The following is a 17,426-nucleotide window of genomic DNA, read 5'->3' as shown; positions in this document are numbered from 1 at the left end:
AACTAACCTGAGATAAAATAGGACTATAGTATTAGGTGTTTTCGGAGGTATGTCAATGGAAGTGTTTGTAGCTAGACAGCCGATTTTCAACTCAAAGGAAGAAGTATTCGCTTATGAACTTCTGTATAGAAATAATCAGGTGAACGCTTTCCCTGCTATAGATGAAGATCAGGCTACAGCTGAAGTTATCATTAATAGTTTTTTAAATATAGGAATCGATCAGCTATCTGAAGGGAAACCATGTTTTATAAATTTTACGGAAAAATTACTGAAGCTAAGGGTGCCTGCTTATTTTAGGCCCAGGGAGATTGTTGTCGAAATCCTTGAAACGGTAAAGCCGAGCGCAGAACTTGTCAGGATATGCAAGGACTTAAAGGAGCTTGGCTTTCAGATAGCGCTGGATGATTATGTATTTAATGAAACCAACCCCTTTGCAAGGCAATTGCTGAAATATGCAGACATCATTAAGGTGGATTTTCTTAACACCCCAAAGGAGATGCGGGAAAAAATAGAATTGCTTGTTAGCCAGCTCAGAATAAAAACAGTAGCTGAAAAGGTTGAGACCAGAGAGGAATACGAGGAAGCCAAAAGCAAGGGGTATGATTATTTTCAGGGTTACTTTTTTGAAAAGCCTGTCATTATGTCTACACATGATGTACCAGCATATTTTCAATCCTATTATGAGATGATCCAAAACCTGTCAAAAGAGGAGCCAAGTCTTGACCGTATAGCCGAATTAATAGAACGTGACATATCACTGTCTTATAAGTTGCTGAGACTAATAAACTCACCGGCTTACCGTCCAAAGCAAAAGATAAATTCAATCCGGCAGGCCATCGTTCTCCTGGGTCTGATAGAACTTGAAAAGTGGATCTATGTACTGGCCGTAAGGGAAAATATCGTTCATCATTCCCAAATGGCAGAAGAGACCATCAGGTTATCAATGAGACGAGCGAAAATGTGTGAGGAAATAGGCAGACTCCAAATCGGAAAAAGCGTTTCGTCAAGCTATTTTATGACTGGAATGTTTTCATTAATGGATTCATTGCTTAATATCCCGATGAAGCAAATTCTTGATGAGCTTCCCCTGCAGGATGATATTTGTGAAGCCCTCCGCGGGGAAAATAATCATCTTAAAGTGATACTCGATCTTGCTGTTGCAGTCGAGAAAGCACAATGGAGCAGAATCAGTGAAATGTGCGAGAAGCTGAATGTTGATGAAAAAACCATTTTTAAGATCTATTCAGAAGCATTAGCCTGGTCCAGTCAGCTGCTAAAGCCTCAAGGTTTGTAGAACTATATTCTCCGAGTCTATATTATATAGAAAACAAATGTTGAATAATAAAAGCTTTTATGGCACTCTTATCTATAAGTTGAATTACTATTGATCTGGAGGTATTACATTGAATATTGAACTATTGAAATGTCATGGATCAGGAAATGATTTCTTTATTATAGATGAGATATCCAATACGTATCATTTTACAGAAGAGAATCGTGCGGAGCTAGCCAGAGCTATATGCGACCGCAGCACCGAGCTGGGCTCAGATGGAATTCTTTTCGTACTAAAAAGTGATAAAGCAGATGCCCGGATGCGTGTTTTTAATCCGGATGGATCTGAAGCCTCAATGTGCGGAAATGGGTTAAGATGCGTCGCCCGTTATGTTTGTGAACTTCTTGGGCTGAAAGAAGCTATCATTGAGACCATGAAAGCTGATTTACAGGTGAAAAAGCAAGAAGATATATTTGAGGACATTCCGACTTATCTTGTTGAAATCTCACCTGTTTCATTCGATTTGAAGGATCTTCCTTTAGTTCTTGATAAAGATACTGTAATTAATGAAAAAGTGAGCGGGATTTCAGATGAATTAGCTTTTACAGCCTTAGCAGTCCCTAATCCTCATTTTGTTTCCATTGTGGAGAAAGAGCAAATAGCATCAGACCTGCAAAAAAAGATCAGCGAATATTTGAATGGGCCGAATGAATTCTTTCCTGATGGAGTAAATGTCAGCTTTGTAAAGCCGCTAAAAAAAGGGCAGATTTATGTACGAACATTTGAACGGGGAGTAGGATTTACCAATGCCTGCGGTACTGCCATGTCCGCTTCGACACTTGTCACTTGCATGAATGGGCTTAATAAAATCGAAGAGCCTGTAGAGGTATATAATAATGGCGGAAAGGTGCGCTGTGTAGTCCATGAAGAGAATGGCAGGCAATCCATTGACTTAATTGGAAATGCGAGCTATGTTTACCGCTGTGAAGCAGAGACTGACATGGATAACCCTGCAGAGTTTTCCCTTTCCCCGAAAGAGGAATATACTGGAGAAATTAAGCAGTATGCTAAACTTCAGGAATTTGCTCAGGCAGTACTTAAAGAGTGGTTGTAGGATAAGGCATCAAGGCCTTATCCTTTTTTATTATGTTCCTTTAAAAACTCCAGCACTGGTGAAAACGGCTGAATTTCCTTTGTTTGAAAATAAGTGTTAAAAGGATCGCCATCACTGTTTATTCTTTTAATCATATTGGTTATTTGAAACCTTTCCATAGTGAGCTTTTCGTTAACTTCCTCCCAAAACAGCGGAGCTGCAACAGTCGCCGATTTATTTCCTCTGGGTGAATAAGGGGCTATAATCGTCTTACCTTCTGCATGCTGGATATAGTCCACATAAAGCCGCCCACCCCGGTGTTTCTTCAACCTTTCAATTGTAAAAGAATCCGGGTCTTTGTTTAGGAGATACTGGGCAATGAACTCAGTGAAAAGCCGTGTATCATCAAAGGTATAAGCATTTTCCGGCAAAGGAATATAAACTTGCAGCCCTTTATTGCCTGATGTTTTAACGAAGCTGATTAATTTAAGCTGATCCAGCACCTCTTTAATATAAACAGCGGCTTTAATGGCGAGAGGAAAAGCCTCCCGGGACGGCGGGTCCAAATCAAAAACGATTTCACTTGGTCCGGAGCTTGCGATCGTTTTGAACGGTATATGATATTCAAAAGCAAGCTGGTTTCCAAGCCACAACAATGTTTTTAGATTATTGCAGACAATATAATCAATACCTTCTGACATTTCCGTTTCGACAAAATCCGGTGCGTAATCCGGGCAATTTTTCTGGTAGAAGGGCTCTGCAAAAATCTCATGCGGATACCGGATAACGGTTAAAAGCCTGTTTTTTAAAAATGGCAGCATATAGGGTGCAACTTCTCTTAAAAAATGAATGTAATCAATCTTTTGAATAGCTGGAGTTTCCCATAATGGCTTTTCCGGATGGGTGATTTCTATTTCTGGAGGCAGGTTTTTCTGCTGCTGTATAAATTGATCATATGTACAGGCATCAGGCTTCAAATCGAAACGAAACTGGTGAAAGTGCGGCTCCCGCATTTGCTCCTCATAGATCTCGAGGTATTTAACATCCACACAGATTGCAGGTTCTACATATATGAATTGGCTGTTTTCATCTGCTTTATTTTCTTTAATTATTTGAAATAAGGCTTGTTTTTCATCAGGCTTCAAGCCAAAAAGAAACTGTCCGATTCCTATGACAGTATCCCCCTGATATACCCCGGCATAAAAGTATCCATTAGATTTTTCATAAGCAGTGATAAAACAGGAAACGTATTTCCAGTTTTTGAATTTCAGCCATAAAGAGGTTCTCTTTCCTTCTTCCCATTTATTCTTCATCTGCTTGGCCACAATTCCTTCACCGTCATGAAGAACGACTTTTTCCCATAGCTCCTTAAAACTGGGGTATGGGGGAACTAATTGAATCAGCCTGGAGTCCTTCTCGTCAGGTTTTAAGGGCAAATCACAGCTTTTAAACAAAGCTTCAAGCTCTGATTTTCTGGCAGAGTACTCTTTATCGGCAATTTTTCTGCCATTTATCATCAGGATGTCAAAAACAAGAAAACGGCAGGGAGCTGTTTTGGCTTTCTCAAGAATCTTTTTCTCAGATCTCATTCTCCCCCTGACCTGAATCGACCCAAAATGAGCTTTATAGGCATTTTCCAGCAAGACTACCTCTCCATCTAATATAAGCGGAAGGTATTGTTCAAATTTATCTTTGTGCTGTTCCAAAAAAGTATTAATCTCCGGGAAAAGATTTAATAAAGGTTTATCGTTTCTGCTTGTCAGTCTGGGTTCCTTGTCCCAGTGCAGGATCCCTCTAAAACCATCATATTTTGCTTCAAACAGCCATTCTTTCTCTTCCGGAACATCGAAAGTTAATGTAGGAAGCATAGGTCTCATACAATTTGGCCTCCTTTACAATCGTCATTATAGTTTTGGCAGTTGCCGCTAAAACTACTCAGTTTCCAATTCTTTTTGCGTATCCCCTTTTTTATTAATACACAAATTATGACTATTACATCAAAATGAATGGGAGTCTGACTATGCATACAATGTGGAAAGGAAGCATCAGTTTTGGGCTGGTGAATATACCAATTAAGCTGCATTCGGCTACAGAAGATAAGGATATCAAGCTGAGAAATCTTCATAAGGAATGTCATTCGCCAATTAAGTATGAGAAAACATGTCCTGTTTGTGAAAAGGAAATTAAGAACGAGGATATTGTAAAAGCTTATGAATACACAAAAGGAAAGTTTGTTGTTTTAGAGGATGAGGATTTAGAAAAGCTTAAACAGGAAAATGAGGATAAAGCTGTAGAAATAATGGACTTTGTAAAAATACAGGAAATTGATCCAATTTACTACAATCGCACCTATTATATGTCTCCAGGGGACGGGGGAGGGAAAGCTTACTCCCTTTTAAGAAAAGCGCTCGAGACGTCTGAAAAAGCAGGTTTGGCAAAAATCATTATCCGCTCCAAAGAACAGCTGGCTGTTGTCCGTGTATATGAAAATACTCTTGTCATGGAGACGATCCATTATCCTGATGAAGTACGCAAGGCTGCGGATGTGCCAAATGTGCCTGCAGAAGACAAAGTGTCAGATAAGGAGATCGATACTGCCATCATGCTGATTGATCAATTAACCACAGAATTTAAACCTGAAAAATATAATGATGACTACCGGACAGCCCTTTTGGAGCTTATAGAAGCAAAACGGACTGGCAAAGATATCGTCACGCCTGTTGAAAAAGAGCCTGCGGCAAATGTTACCGACCTTATGGCTGCCCTTCAGGCATCAATTGATAAAACTAAACCTGCTGATGCGGAAACAAAGAGAAAACCTGCAGCTAAAAAGAAACGTGCTTCAACAAAAACAAAGGCTAAAAAGCAAGCTTGATGAACCGAAACCGAATTTGCTGATGCAGACTCGGTTTTTTACTGGGCGGCTCACTCTTGAAACCGCAAAAAAAATGTTCCGTTTATCATATTTTGTGGTAATTCTATAACTAAAAAGGATATGAGTAAATGAACCGGAAAAATGTAACACGTATAAACATATTTTACTTAGCTCTGGCGGTCTCTATCATAGGCGGGTTTTTGCTGCTATTTATCGAAATAGTGGATGAACTGAAGGAAGAGGAGCTAATTCGTTTCGATGAGTCTGTGATCCAGTATGTACAGGCATTTATTTCTCCCCGGCTCACAGAGTATATGAGTGTAGTTACTTTTTTGGGGTCGGTAAAGTGGCTGGCTTTTTCGGTACTAATAGCAGCAGTACTTTTGTTCCTGTTTAAAAAGAGATCACTTGCATGGTTCATGGTTCTTTCATCGGGTCTCGGAGCACTTTTTAACCTGCTGCTGAAATGGATTTTTAAAAGAGAACGTCCGGATATCAGACCTCTGATTGAAGAGCAGGGATTCAGTTTTCCGAGCGGACATTCAATGGGATCTTTTATTTTTTATGGCTCACTTGCCTATATGATCATCCATCTGGCAAAAAGAAAGCGCTGGAAGGCTGCATGGACAATGATGCTTGGCTGCTTTATCATGATGATTGGATTAAGCCGCATTTATTTAGGTGTTCATTTTCCAAGTGATGTAATAGCCGGTTTTGCAGCCGGAGGTGCCTGGCTGACTATCATGATAATTGGATTCCGCTATTATGAGTACCGTAAAAAAGTATAATGGGTATTGAGAAATATGCACATTCTTTATAACATAGGGAAATAACAGAAACAGGAGTGGAAAGAATGAATCAAAAAATTTTGCCGGCATCATCAAATATGAAAGAATTTGAAAAGTTCCTGAAAAGCCCTTATGAAATTGGTGTATTTCTCGATATGCATATTTCACAGCTGAAAAATGTTTCCCAGATGGCAAAAGCACATAACAAAAAAATGATTTATCATGTTGACCTGATTCATGGCTTGAAAAGCGACGACTATGCCGTTGAATACATTTGCCAGGAATACAAGCCGTACGGGTTAATTTCTACTAAATCCAGCGTCATCCTGAAAGCGAAGCAAAAGGGAGTGATTGCTGTCCAGAGGATTTTCCTCATCGATTCGCACGCACTCGAAAAGAGTTATAAATTAATCGAGAAAACCAGGCCGGACTACATAGAAGTGTTGCCGGGTGCCATGCCATGGATGATAAAAGAGGTAAATGAACGTTTGAATACCCCTATATTTGCCGGAGGACTCATCCGCTCAGAAGAAGAAGTGAAGAATGCGCTTGATGCAGGAGCAGCTGCTATTACAACATCAAAAATAAGCTTATGGGAAAGGTTTTCATAAAAATGTCTAGAAATGTTTGACAACGTTTTCATATACTTGTATACTCGGTTTAACAAGTTAATTTATGTGTCGGAGATTAGGAGATTCACACAGTGTAGCCTTTTTAGGCTTAATCTGTCGTGCATCTCCTTTTTTGTTTCCGATCAGCCAGAATGGAAAGGGGATTTTCAGATGTCTGCATTTATGGGAGAAATGATTGGAACGATGATCTTGATTGTTTTTGGAGGAGGCGTTGTTGCCGGGGCGAATTTAAAAAAGACTTTCTCTTTTAATGGGGGATGGATTGTTATTACGATTGCCTGGGGACTTGCTGTAACGATGGGGGTTTTTGCTGTAGGTTCGATCAGCGGTGCACATTTGAACCCTGCTGTGACCATTGGATTTGCGCTTAGCGGTGATTTCCCGTGGCAAGACGTACCCGGGTATATTCTGGCTCAGGTCCTGGGCGGGTTCTTGGGAGGGGTGATTGTATTCCTTCACTATCTGCCGCATTGGAAAGAAACAGAAGACCAGGGTGCAAAGCTTGCTGTTTTCTCGACAAGTCCTGCCATTCCCCATACATTTTCAAATTTATTGAGTGAAATAATTGGGACGTTCATTCTTGTATTAGGTTTGATGTTTATAGGAGCAAATCAATTTACTGAAGGGTTAAACCCGATTGCTGTTGGCCTTCTCATCGTTGTTATCGGCATGTCGCTTGGCGGAACAACGGGCTATGCAATTAATCCTGCCCGAGACCTGGGACCGCGCATTGCTCATTTTCTTCTTCCCATTGCAGGCAAAGGGAAATCGAACTGGGGATATGCATGGATCCCTGTAGCCGGGCCAATCCTAGGGGGATTAATGGGATCAGCGTTCTATCAAGTTATGTTCGATGGCAAAGCTTCAGGTATGTTATGGGCAGTGCTGGGTGTTAATATAATAGTATTAATTCTTTCATATATTTTTGGCAAAAAACAGCCGGGAGAAGTTGATTCTTCTAAAGTGGCTGCATAAATAAGAGTATTGAACGAAATTGGGAGGAGTCCATTATGGAAAAATATATTTTATCATTAGATCAGGGGACCACAAGTTCACGAGCCATTCTTTTTAATAAAAAAGGAGAAATTGTGCACACGGCACAAAAAGAGTTCACACAGCATTTTCCAAAGCCTGGCTGGGTTGAACATAATGCTAATGAAATATGGGGTTCAATTTTATCGGTGATTGCAGGTGTTTTTTCAGAATCCGGCATAAAACCTGAGCAAATTGCCGGCATTGGCATTACAAATCAGAGGGAAACAACCGTTGTCTGGGATAAAGAAACGGGAGCCCCTATTTATAATGCGATTGTATGGCAGTCAAGGCAGACCAGCGAAATTTGTGATGAATTGAAAGAAAAAGGCTATAACGATCTGTTCAGAGAGAAAACTGGCCTGTTAATAGATGCCTATTTCTCAGGAACAAAGGTTAAGTGGATATTGGATCATGTGGATGGAGCAAGGGAAAAAGCGGAACAGGGAAAATTATTATTTGGAACCATTGATACATGGCTAATCTGGAAGTTATCTGGAGGAAAAGCGCATGTGACCGATTACTCCAATGCCTCCCGCACATTAATGTTTAATATTCATGAACTTAAATGGGATGAAGAGCTGCTGAATATTCTTGGAGTTCCGAAAAAGATGCTTCCTGAAGTGAAGCCATCTTCTGAAGTATATGCCAAGACCATCGACTATCACTTTTTCGGAAAAGAAGTACCGATCGCCGGGGCGGCGGGGGATCAGCAGGCTGCGCTGTTTGGACAAGCATGCTTCGAGAAAGGAATGGCTAAAAATACTTACGGCACCGGCTGTTTCATGCTTATGAATACAGGTGAAAAAGCCGTCCAGTCTGAACATGGACTTCTAACAACCATTGCCTGGGGACTTGAGGGGAAAATTGAATATGCATTGGAGGGCAGCATTTTTGTTGCGGGCTCTGCTATTCAATGGCTCCGTGATGGAATGAGAATGCTCAAAGATGCAAAGGACAGTGAAAGCTATGCCAAAAAAGTGGACTCGACCGATGGAGTATATGTAGTTCCGGCTTTTGTGGGCCTTGGAACGCCATATTGGGATAGTGATGTCAGGGGAGCAGTATTCGGAGTCACACGGGGAACGACCAAAGAGCATTTTATCAGGGCGACACTTGAGTCACTGGCTTATCAGACAAAAGATGTCCTCTCTGCGATGGAAGCGGACTCAGGCATTGAACTTAAGACGCTTAGGGTTGACGGAGGTGCCGTGAAAAATAACTTCCTGATGGAGTTCCAGTCAGATATTTTAGAGGTGCCGGTTGAAAGACCGGTAATTAATGAAACTACTGCGCTTGGGGCAGCTTACCTTGCTGGATTGGCCGTCGGGTTCTGGAAATCACAGGAGGAAATTGCTGAGCAGTGGGCAATTGACCAATCATATCATCCATCAATGGAAGAAAAAGTCCGTGCTGATCTTTATCAAGGCTGGAAAAAAGCTGTAAAGGCAGCAATTGCATTTAAATAATCAGAAGCAAGTTTTATACACAAATCATATCTTTTATGTTATAATAAGCTTAAGTTAATAGTTCGGCAGGAGATGCGGAGAGACCACAAAATCATTATCGTCTTATCGATAATGTATTTTGTGGTCTCTTTTTTATTCCCTGCTTAAAAGGGTAGTTACAACTACTAGCCTTTTCAATAAGGAGGAGACAGCAATGACATTTTCGAATTTGAATCGTACTGAAATGATAAATACCCTTACAGCGGAAGAATTTGATGTTCTGATTATTGGCGGAGGCATAACGGGAGCGGGGATTGCTCTGGACGCGGCAACGCGGGGAATGAAAACAGCGCTCGTTGAAATGCAGGATTTTGCAGCGGGAACCTCCAGCCGTTCAACCAAACTGGTTCACGGAGGATTAAGATATCTTAAGCAATTCGAAGTTAAAATGGTAGCTGAAGTCGGAAAAGAGCGGGCGATCGTATATGAAAATGGGCCACATGTGACTACACCGGAGTGGATGCTGCTGCCTATGCATAAAGGAGGCACTTTTGGAAAATTCTCAACCTCTATCGGCCTTAGAGTTTACGATTTTCTTGCAGGCGTCAGAAAGTCTGAACGCAGAAGTATGCTCAATGTCCGGGAAACATTATCAAAAGAGCCGCTTATAAAAAAAGATGGACTAAAAGGCGGCGGCTATTATGTGGAATACCGGACAGATGATGCCCGTCTTACGATAGAGGTAATGAAAGCTGCTGCAGAAAAAGGTGCTCTTCCAGTTAACTATTTGAAGGTCGAGAACCTTTTATATAGTGAACAAGGTATAGTATGCGGAGCAGCTGCTGCAGATCAGCTGACAGGCAGGGTTCATGAAATTAGAGCGAAAAAAGTCATCAACGCTGCTGGTCCGTGGGTTGATTCTATTCGTGATAAAGACGGGTCCAAGAAAGGAAAAACCCTGCGTCTGACTAAAGGTGTTCATTTGGTAATTGACCAATCCAAGTTCCCGTTAAAACAGGCTGTGTACTTTGATACCCCTGATAAAAGGATGGTATTTGCCATCCCTAGAAGCGGAAAAACATATGTGGGAACAACAGATACTTTCTATGACTCAGATCCTGTAAATCCAAAAATGACTGCAAGTGACAGGACATACATCATTAACGCTATTAACTTTATGTTTCCTTCTGTGAAAATAGCGGAGAATGATATTGAATCAAGTTGGGCTGGTGTTCGTCCGCTTATTTGGGAAGAAGGAAAAGACCCTTCCGAAATATCACGCAAAGATGAAATCTGGGAGTCGGATACTGGTTTGCTGACAATTGCCGGCGGGAAACTGACCGGGTACCGGAAAATGGCCGAAACCATTGTTGATTTGCTTGCTGAAAAATTCAAACAGGAATCGAATAGGACATTTAGCAGCAGTATTACAAAAACATTGCCCATTTCTGGAGGGGATGTTGGGGGATCTTCCAAGTTCAGGGAATTTATTGGGTTCCAGACTGAAAAAGGAACAAGTATTGGTTTATCAGCTGAACAGTCCAAACACCTTGTTAAAATGTATGGTTCTAACGTTGGCATCATTTTTAATATGATTGAAGCGGACAGGATTGAAGCTGAGAAATACGGTCTGCCGATTGTATTGTGGGCAAAGCTGAAATATGCAATTGAACATGAAATGGCTGCCACCCCTGTTGACTTTTTTAACCGCAGAACAGGAGCGCTTCTTTTTGATATTGAAACGGTAAGAAATTATCAAGGGCAAGTAATTTCATATATGGCTGATGCATTTAAATGGGATAAGGCTGCAGAAAGAAATTTCGAGAACCAGCTGAACCAGGAACTAAGCTTTGCAATAACGCCTGCTGATCAGGACTAGAACTCTCCGGACGGAGAGTTTTCTTTTAAAAGAGAATTTAAACAAAAGGGACATTCCACAGGCATACTATATTATAAATAGGCAGCGGAGGTAGGTATATGATATAAACAAAATTATTGAAATTGTAAATCAATACAAAAATGACCTTGTAATCGTTGGTGTTGGGAGGCAGACTGATTTGGCGCTGCCGCTCATTCTGTATGGAAAAGATGCATATAAAGATGTAAATGCATTTTATTTAATGGGAGGTGCGTTTCTGGTTCCGGGAAATGTAACGCCAGAGGCAGAAGCCAATTTTTACGCTGACCCCATTGCAGCGGATTCAGTGCTGGAAAAAGAAAAAAACATTTATTTATTTCCTCTGAATGTAACAAATAAAGCGATTATCCGGCCTGAGACGATTAATTTTATTGCAAATAATACCCAGTCACCTTTTAAAGATCTAATCAAACCAGCTTATGATTATTATTATGAAGCTTACCAAAAGCTTGTTCCGGGAATTCAGGGTGCGCCGCTCCATGATGTTCTTGTTTTAAGTGTTCTCACAAATCCTGATCTCGTCAAATATGTTAAACGAAGAGTGAGAATTGAACAGTTCGGAAAGGCCAAGGGGAAAAGCATAGCTGATTTTAGGCCTAAGCCTGAACAGGAAGTGCCGGAAACACTTGATGATAATATCGCGATGGAGCTTGACGTGGAACGTTTTGTCATTGATTTTATGGAGGTTTTTCTCTCTCAGGAAAATCAGAAGTAGCTTTTGATACATAGCTTTTGACACATTGTGTTGAAAGCTTTTTTATTTGTGTTAAAGGGGAATGGGATGTTCACATAGAATGTATTTACATGGAAAACATTTGAAGTAGGAAAAACTTTTTTAAAATAACTAAAATGGCAATAAATCCATTTAGTTTCAGTTAGCATTAATCTAAATCAAATGGAGGCTTTCGAATTGCTGAAAAATAAAAAATTAAACATGACTCTTTCAATTCTCGGAATGGTCATAGCCATTGGCATGGCATACAGTGTGCTAGTTTTTCTAAATAAGGATGAATCCACGATGCAAAAGACCTCATCAGATGCGGAGGCAGCCGCACAGGGATTAATGTACGATGATCTAGGGGACTTTATTGCCTCCAATCATATTTTTTATAATGAAACATTGGGGTGGGGAAGGGACCGTAAAGTCAGCTGGCCAAAACAAAGAAAACAAGCTGAATTAATCATAAACTCCCTAAAAAAAATATCAGCAGAGAATGAGGATCTGCAGAAGGACCTTGGGACAATAACAAGTCTGGCAGAAACTGTGCAGTCGGGCACCAAGGAAAAGGACGTATTAATCAAACTGCACCGGTACTTTCATGATCTGGATATAGGTTTTAATGACTATAATGATACAACCGATTATTTTGATGTAACCGAGTACAAAGGAGAAAGCTGATTTGCGGGTGACAAGATTTTTTCTTGACAGATAACCGCATATAGGATATTATAGTGATTGAAGTATTTGAGGTATATTGTTGAAGTCGTTAATTCACTTGGAATGTTCGGCATTCGAACTTTATTTTTAGTGAAACTGCGGCTTTTTATTATGTTTTATGCTCTTTAGGATTTTGAAAGAGTAAGTATGTGTTTGTAATTAAGAATAATTTGTGTGGACAGCTTAACGCTGAATGTTCTTCTTAATCATCTTCTGTAAACCAGACACTTCTCCGTATTTTTACTTCAGTAAGTTTCTTACCATTTAATATTAAAATCTCAGAGAGCATCTAAGTCGGAAAGGATTCCGACCGACCTGATTCCCACTGGCGCGGTCTAGGAGCCGCAAGGATGGAAGAGAGGCAGGGCTTTCATTGTTTTAGGTAATAATTAATTAACTCAAATATATCACTTATAAGGACAGTGTTTGCTGTCCTTTTTTATTTATTTTACAAAAACACGAACGTTTTAATAAATTTCGGTTTAATTATTTGTGTTTTTGTGCTATTATCTAATCATTAGAATAGCTTTTCAAAATCGCAGTGACTGACGACAATGCGGAATCAACCGCTGGGGAGCTGCGTCTATGTATAGCCGGTCGTCTGGGCAGAGATAAGGGATACCCTTGTCTCTTTTTTTCATAACAAAATGGAAAAGCCCGCAAGCCGAATAGGTGCTTTTCCTATAGGAGGAATATGCATGGCGGAAAAAAAGATTATTCTTGATGGAATTGTTGTGGCAAAACATGTGAAAGACCAATTAAAGAATCGAATTGAAGAATTAAAGGTAAAAGGTGTTGACCCTTGTTTAGCCACTATTTTAGTGGGAGATGATCCTTCGTCTGAAACGTATGTAAGGATGAAGGGGAATGCATGTGAAAAACTGGGGATCTTATCAAAACGTATCCATATGCCAAAGGATACAACAACAGAAGAACTGCTGAAGAAAATTGGAGAACTGAATGATGATCTTTCTGTACATGGAATCCTTCTCCAGCATCCCGTACCTGGACATATAGATGAACGCAAAGCTTTTGAAGCTATTGCAATTGAAAAAGACGTAGACGGTGTTACAAGCCTCGGATATGGACAGACTGCTTTCGGCTTTGGTGAATATCCGTCCTGCACACCTGCAGCTATTTTGGAGATTATGGATTATTATAAATTGAATGCTGAAGGTATGCATGCTGTTGTCATCGGCAGAAGCCCAATCCTTGGCAAGCCGGTTTCTGCCCTTTTACTCAATCGAAATGCAACGGTCACAACCTGCCATTCATATACAAAAGACCTGCCCAGGATTGTAAAGCAGGCTGATATTGTAGTTGCAGCTGTGGGAAAACCTAACTTTGTTAAGGGTGAATGGATTAAAGAAGGGGCTATTGTTCTTGATGCCGGATATAATGAAGGAAATATTGGAGATGCAGAGTATGACAGCTGTTTCGAAAAAGCGTTTGCTATCACCCCTGTACCTGGTGGAGTAGGACCTGTTACGATTTCCATGCTTTTGAAACATACTGTTCAGGCTGCGGAAAAGACGCTAACTAATAAGAAAATCATAAATAGTCAATTTATCCCTAATTAAAAATTGATCTCCAAAAGGATTGACTTATAGATGGGTGTCGGTTATTATTAGGTTAACGCTGTAAAGTTCGTAATATACTTTTTGGATAAGTAGACGTAGCTGCAAAGAAATGTAGGCGATCGTTCATCCTCATTTCTGGCAGCTGCGTCTTTTTTATGTTAAGTTTATATGGTACATTATAGTGAAAAACAACTTATTGGGAGGCAACACAAATGAACACAGGTAAAGTTAAATGGTTTAATGCAGAAAAAGGTTTCGGATTCATCGAATCTTCAGAAGGTCAAGATGTATTCGTACACTTCTCCGCTATCCAAACTGAAGGTTTCAAAACTTTAGAAGAAGGTCAAGACGTAACTTTCGAAATCGTTGAAGGTAACCGTGGACCTCAAGCTGCTAACGTAACAAAAGCATAATTTTGCTTAAATGAGGTGATGCATGTCTAATCATGCATCACCTTTTTATGTTTGCTTATCCACTTTGTAGCCTTCAGCATTCCTCAAAACAGATCTTCTGCAGCACCTGCTTTTAGGATATGTATTTTTCATTTCACCCAATTAAAATTCTTCACTTACAAAAAGTTTAAAATTAGTGCAAACGGAAATGTAAAAAAGAGATGCAAACTGGAAAGCCTAGTAAAGTGTCAATGTCTTTATACAAAAACAGTCTTTCAGTACCTAATAATATATATAATTCAAGGAGGAACACATATTTTGACAACTTTTTCAGATTTTGGCTTAAGTAATGAAATAGTAAAAGCTCTTTCCAATATGGGCTTCGAGGAACCAACACCAATTCAGGCACAGGCGATTCCAATCGGAATGCAGGGCAAGGACATGATTGGCCAGGCGCAGACTGGAACAGGAAAAACCACTGCTTTCGGTGTACCGCTTTTAGAGCAGATTGATTTAAATGAAGGTATTCAAGGTCTTGTCCTTGCGCCAACACGGGAGCTTGCTGTACAGGTGGCAGAAGAATTAAACCGGATAGGACAGGTAAAAGGAGTCCGGACGCTTCCTGTTTACGGCGGTCAGGATATTAACCGCCAAATCCGTGCGCTTAAAAAACACCCGCATATCATTGCTGCTACACCAGGCAGATTAATTGATCATATTGAAAGAAAAACAATCCGCTTAAGCAATATCAAGATGGTTGTATTGGATGAAGCGGATGAAATGCTCAATATGGGATTCATCGAGGATATCGAAAGAATCCTGAGTGAAATTAAAGGTGAGCGCCAAACCCTTCTTTTCTCGGCAACAATGCCAAGAAGAATTCAGTCACTTGCTGAAAAATTCATGCAGGAGCCTGAAATGGTAAAAGTGAAAGCAAAAGAAATGACTGTTAAAAATATTGAACAGTATTACATGGAAGTGCATGAAAAACAAAAATTTGATGTGCTTTGCAATCTTCTGGATATTCAATCACCTGAGCTGGCGATTGTATTTGGCAGAACGAAAAAGCGTGTAGATGAAGTGGTGGAAGGACTCATTAAAAGAGGATATTCGGCTGAAGGAATTCATGGCGATATTCCACAGGCGAAAAGAGATCAGGTAATCCGCCGATTTAAAGAACAGACAATTGATATCATGGTTGCCACTGACGTTGCTGCCCGTGGCCTTGATATTTCAGGCGTCTCCCATGTTTATAACTTCGATATCCCACAGGATCCTGAAAGCTATGTTCACCGGATTGGACGTACAGGCCGTGCTGGAAACAAGGGGCTTGCGATTACATTCGTTTCTCCACGAGAAATTGACCACCTGAAAATAATTGAAAATGTTACAAAAAGCAAAATGGCGAAAAAGCCAGTTCCTTCCTTTAAGGATGTTGTTGCAGGCAATCAGCAGGCGACAATTAATAAACTTATGGAAGTTATTGAAAAAGAAGAACATGCAGACTTCAAGAGAGTGGCGGAAAATCTTCTTGAAGATACAGATTCTGTTACTTTGCTTGCTGCAGCCTTTAAATTGCTGACTAAAGGTCCTGATGTCACCCCGGTTAAATTAACTGCGGTTGAACCTGTCCGTGTCAGAAAACCTAAAGGTGATCGCGGAGGAAGAAGATTCAGCGACAGATCCAGAGGCGGCGGACGCGATAGAAGAGATTTTAAAGGGGGCCGCGACAGACGCAGCAGTAAGCCACGCAGCAATAGCAATAAGGGTTAATGCGGCTAAATAGCGGAAAAAAAGATTTTTTTCACTGCTTTTTGAATATTTTATTATAAAAACTGAAGATTTTACCCATATTAGTAAATGCAGGGTAATAATCACTCTGTGAGTTATTGATATTAGGAGGAAATTTACATGGCAACAGGTAAAGTAAAATGGTTTAACTCAGAAAAAGGTTTTGGTTTTATCGAAGTTGAAGGCGGAGAAGATGTATTTGTTCATTACTCTGCAATCCAGACAGAAGGTTTCAAAACCCTTGATGAAGGCCAGGAAGTTAACTTTGACATAGAGCAGGGCCAGCGTGGACCGCAAGCTGTAAATGTAACAAAGTTATAATGATTGAAAAGAGAGTCCCTTGATGGGGGCTCTCTTTTATTTTTTGGGGTAAATAAGGTTCAACAGTAAGGAGAAAGGACCTTAGTTAACTGCTTTACTGCTTCATTGAACAAGCTGGTGAAGATGCCCTTGCGTCTGTGATCTGGATGGACCATTCCGCTTTTACCATAATGTAAATTTTTCTCATCTGCTGGTCTCGATTTCAAAGTATCCCAATTTAATTTTAATTCGATATTCTCTGTCTCTTCGCTTATTTGCTGCAGAGATCGAATATCGTCCAATTGTTTTTTTGTCAGCAATCAGGCGGCCTCCTCTATAAAAATTGATAAACCAATAATATAAAAAAACGGATCAAACGGATAGTCCTAAAATTGAAAACAAACGAGTGCTGATTGAAATTATGTTAATAAATATTGCAATATGTTAGGATTGTATGGATTAAGGGGGAGATTGAATGAAAAATTTCACAGTGAAGTTCCATAAGGAAGACAATATACAGCAGATGGTTGTTCAGAAGCTGAATGAAAATGACTTTGAGCAATATACAGAAGGCGGAACAAGGCATTTATTTGAATTGAACTCAAATGTTGGCTATTTTATATTTTTTGATGCTGTCGACAAGGAAGGTAAAGAGTCTTACATGGTTCTGCAATATGAAGGGGAATCGGAAGAACCCAGTGCATGCTTTGCTTTTGAATTAAAAGACTTCTACCAATTCACAGCTCTTTATCTGAATGACCTGGATTTTAATGAAGGTAATAATGTGGACAGGGAAGAAGCTTATACACCTATACAGCATTTAGCTCATTTAATGTATCACATTATTGAAGAGGGAAAGGGAATTT

At 40.1% G+C, this 17,426-nt stretch carries 17 protein-coding genes and 1 riboswitch; of the genes, 15 read left to right on the top strand and 2 right to left on the bottom strand.

Annotation, left to right across the window (positions count from 1 at the left end):
• Positions 1-55 precede the first annotated feature (55 nt).
• Both BFI01S_RS14335 and dapF read left to right on the top strand, forming a co-directional pair.
• A complete protein-coding gene (locus BFI01S_RS14335) occupies positions 56-1,294 on the top strand; it encodes an EAL and HDOD domain-containing protein (protein WP_061793227.1) in 1,239 nt (412 codons plus the stop codon).
• Positions 1,295-1,403: 109 nt separating this feature from the next.
• Positions 1,404-2,387: a diaminopimelate epimerase gene (gene dapF, locus BFI01S_RS14330; protein ID WP_061793226.1), complete on the top strand. Its 984-nt coding sequence runs from the start codon at positions 1,404-1,406 to the stop codon at positions 2,385-2,387.
• 17 nt (positions 2,388-2,404) lie between these two features.
• On the opposite strand, the gene BFI01S_RS14325 is transcribed toward dapF, so the two are convergent.
• Entirely contained in the window at positions 2,405-4,243 is a 1,839-nt protein-coding gene (locus BFI01S_RS14325; RefSeq protein ID WP_061793225.1) for a DNA ligase D, read from the bottom strand.
• 143 nt (positions 4,244-4,386) lie between these two features.
• Between BFI01S_RS14325 and ku the strand changes: the two genes are divergently transcribed.
• From ku to BFI01S_RS14265, 12 genes are all read left to right on the top strand, one after another.
• Positions 4,387-5,241 carry a non-homologous end joining protein Ku gene (ku, locus tag BFI01S_RS14320; RefSeq protein ID WP_061793224.1) on the top strand — a complete coding sequence of 285 codons (855 nt, stop codon included), beginning with the start codon at positions 4,387-4,389 and terminating at the stop codon, positions 5,239-5,241.
• Between the two features lie 128 nt (positions 5,242-5,369).
• A complete protein-coding gene (locus BFI01S_RS14315) occupies positions 5,370-6,029 on the top strand; it encodes a phosphatase PAP2 family protein (protein WP_061793223.1) in 660 nt (219 codons plus the stop codon).
• A gap of 65 nt (positions 6,030-6,094) precedes the next feature.
• Positions 6,095-6,640 (top strand): glycerol-3-phosphate responsive antiterminator, encoded by a 546-nt coding sequence (locus BFI01S_RS14310; protein ID WP_061793222.1) that lies wholly within the window; start codon positions 6,095-6,097, stop codon positions 6,638-6,640.
• Positions 6,641-6,811: 171 nt separating this feature from the next.
• Complete coding sequence (locus tag BFI01S_RS14305) at positions 6,812-7,636, top strand: MIP/aquaporin family protein (RefSeq protein ID WP_061793221.1); 825 nt, start codon at positions 6,812-6,814, stop codon at positions 7,634-7,636.
• 35 nt (positions 7,637-7,671) lie between these two features.
• On the top strand, positions 7,672-9,162 hold the full coding sequence (gene glpK, locus BFI01S_RS14300; protein ID WP_061793220.1) for a glycerol kinase GlpK: 1,491 nt from the start codon (positions 7,672-7,674) through the stop codon (positions 9,160-9,162).
• A gap of 193 nt (positions 9,163-9,355) precedes the next feature.
• Positions 9,356-11,020, top strand: coding sequence for a glycerol-3-phosphate dehydrogenase/oxidase (locus BFI01S_RS14295; RefSeq protein ID WP_061793219.1), 1,665 nt, complete (start codon positions 9,356-9,358; stop codon positions 11,018-11,020).
• Positions 11,021-11,123: 103 nt separating this feature from the next.
• Complete coding sequence (locus tag BFI01S_RS14290) at positions 11,124-11,774, top strand: nucleoside hydrolase (protein ID WP_326216907.1); 651 nt, start codon at positions 11,124-11,126, stop codon at positions 11,772-11,774.
• Between the two features lie 195 nt (positions 11,775-11,969).
• Positions 11,970-12,458, top strand: a complete 489-nt coding sequence (locus BFI01S_RS14285) for a hypothetical protein (RefSeq protein ID WP_061793218.1) — start codon at positions 11,970-11,972, stop codon at positions 12,456-12,458.
• A 570-nt stretch (positions 12,459-13,028) separates the two neighbouring features.
• Positions 13,029-13,111: riboswitch (ZMP/ZTP riboswitch) on the top strand.
• Between the two features lie 84 nt (positions 13,112-13,195).
• Positions 13,196-14,077, top strand: coding sequence for a bifunctional 5,10-methylenetetrahydrofolate dehydrogenase/5,10-methenyltetrahydrofolate cyclohydrolase (locus BFI01S_RS14280; protein ID WP_061793217.1), 882 nt, complete (start codon positions 13,196-13,198; stop codon positions 14,075-14,077).
• Positions 14,078-14,289: 212 nt separating this feature from the next.
• The gene (locus BFI01S_RS14275) at positions 14,290-14,490 is read left to right on the top strand and encodes a cold-shock protein (RefSeq protein WP_009332508.1); all 201 of its coding nucleotides are present in this window, start codon (positions 14,290-14,292) and stop codon (positions 14,488-14,490) included.
• Between the two features lie 297 nt (positions 14,491-14,787).
• Positions 14,788-16,242 (top strand): degradosome RNA helicase CshA, encoded by a 1,455-nt coding sequence (gene cshA, locus BFI01S_RS14270; RefSeq protein ID WP_061793216.1) that lies wholly within the window; start codon positions 14,788-14,790, stop codon positions 16,240-16,242.
• A gap of 138 nt (positions 16,243-16,380) precedes the next feature.
• Entirely contained in the window at positions 16,381-16,581 is a 201-nt protein-coding gene (locus BFI01S_RS14265) for a cold-shock protein (protein WP_009332506.1), read from the top strand.
• A 59-nt stretch (positions 16,582-16,640) separates the two neighbouring features.
• On the opposite strand, the gene BFI01S_RS14260 is transcribed toward BFI01S_RS14265, so the two are convergent.
• Positions 16,641-16,880: a GNAT family N-acetyltransferase gene (locus tag BFI01S_RS14260; protein WP_061793215.1), complete on the bottom strand. Its 240-nt coding sequence runs from the start codon at positions 16,878-16,880 to the stop codon at positions 16,641-16,643.
• Positions 16,881-17,035: 155 nt separating this feature from the next.
• Here BFI01S_RS14260 and BFI01S_RS14255 point away from each other — a divergent pair.
• On the top strand, positions 17,036-17,426 hold a 391-nt coding region (locus tag BFI01S_RS14255; protein WP_061793214.1), incomplete at its 3' end, for a hypothetical protein.

It is taken from the genome of Cytobacillus firmus NBRC 15306 (assembly GCF_001591465.1).
In the GTDB taxonomy this organism is placed as follows: Bacteria; Bacillota; Bacilli; order Bacillales; family Cytobacillaceae; genus Cytobacillus; species Cytobacillus firmus.
The sequence above is the reverse complement of the archived record's forward strand: the minus strand, read 5'-3'. Positions and strand labels throughout refer to the sequence as shown.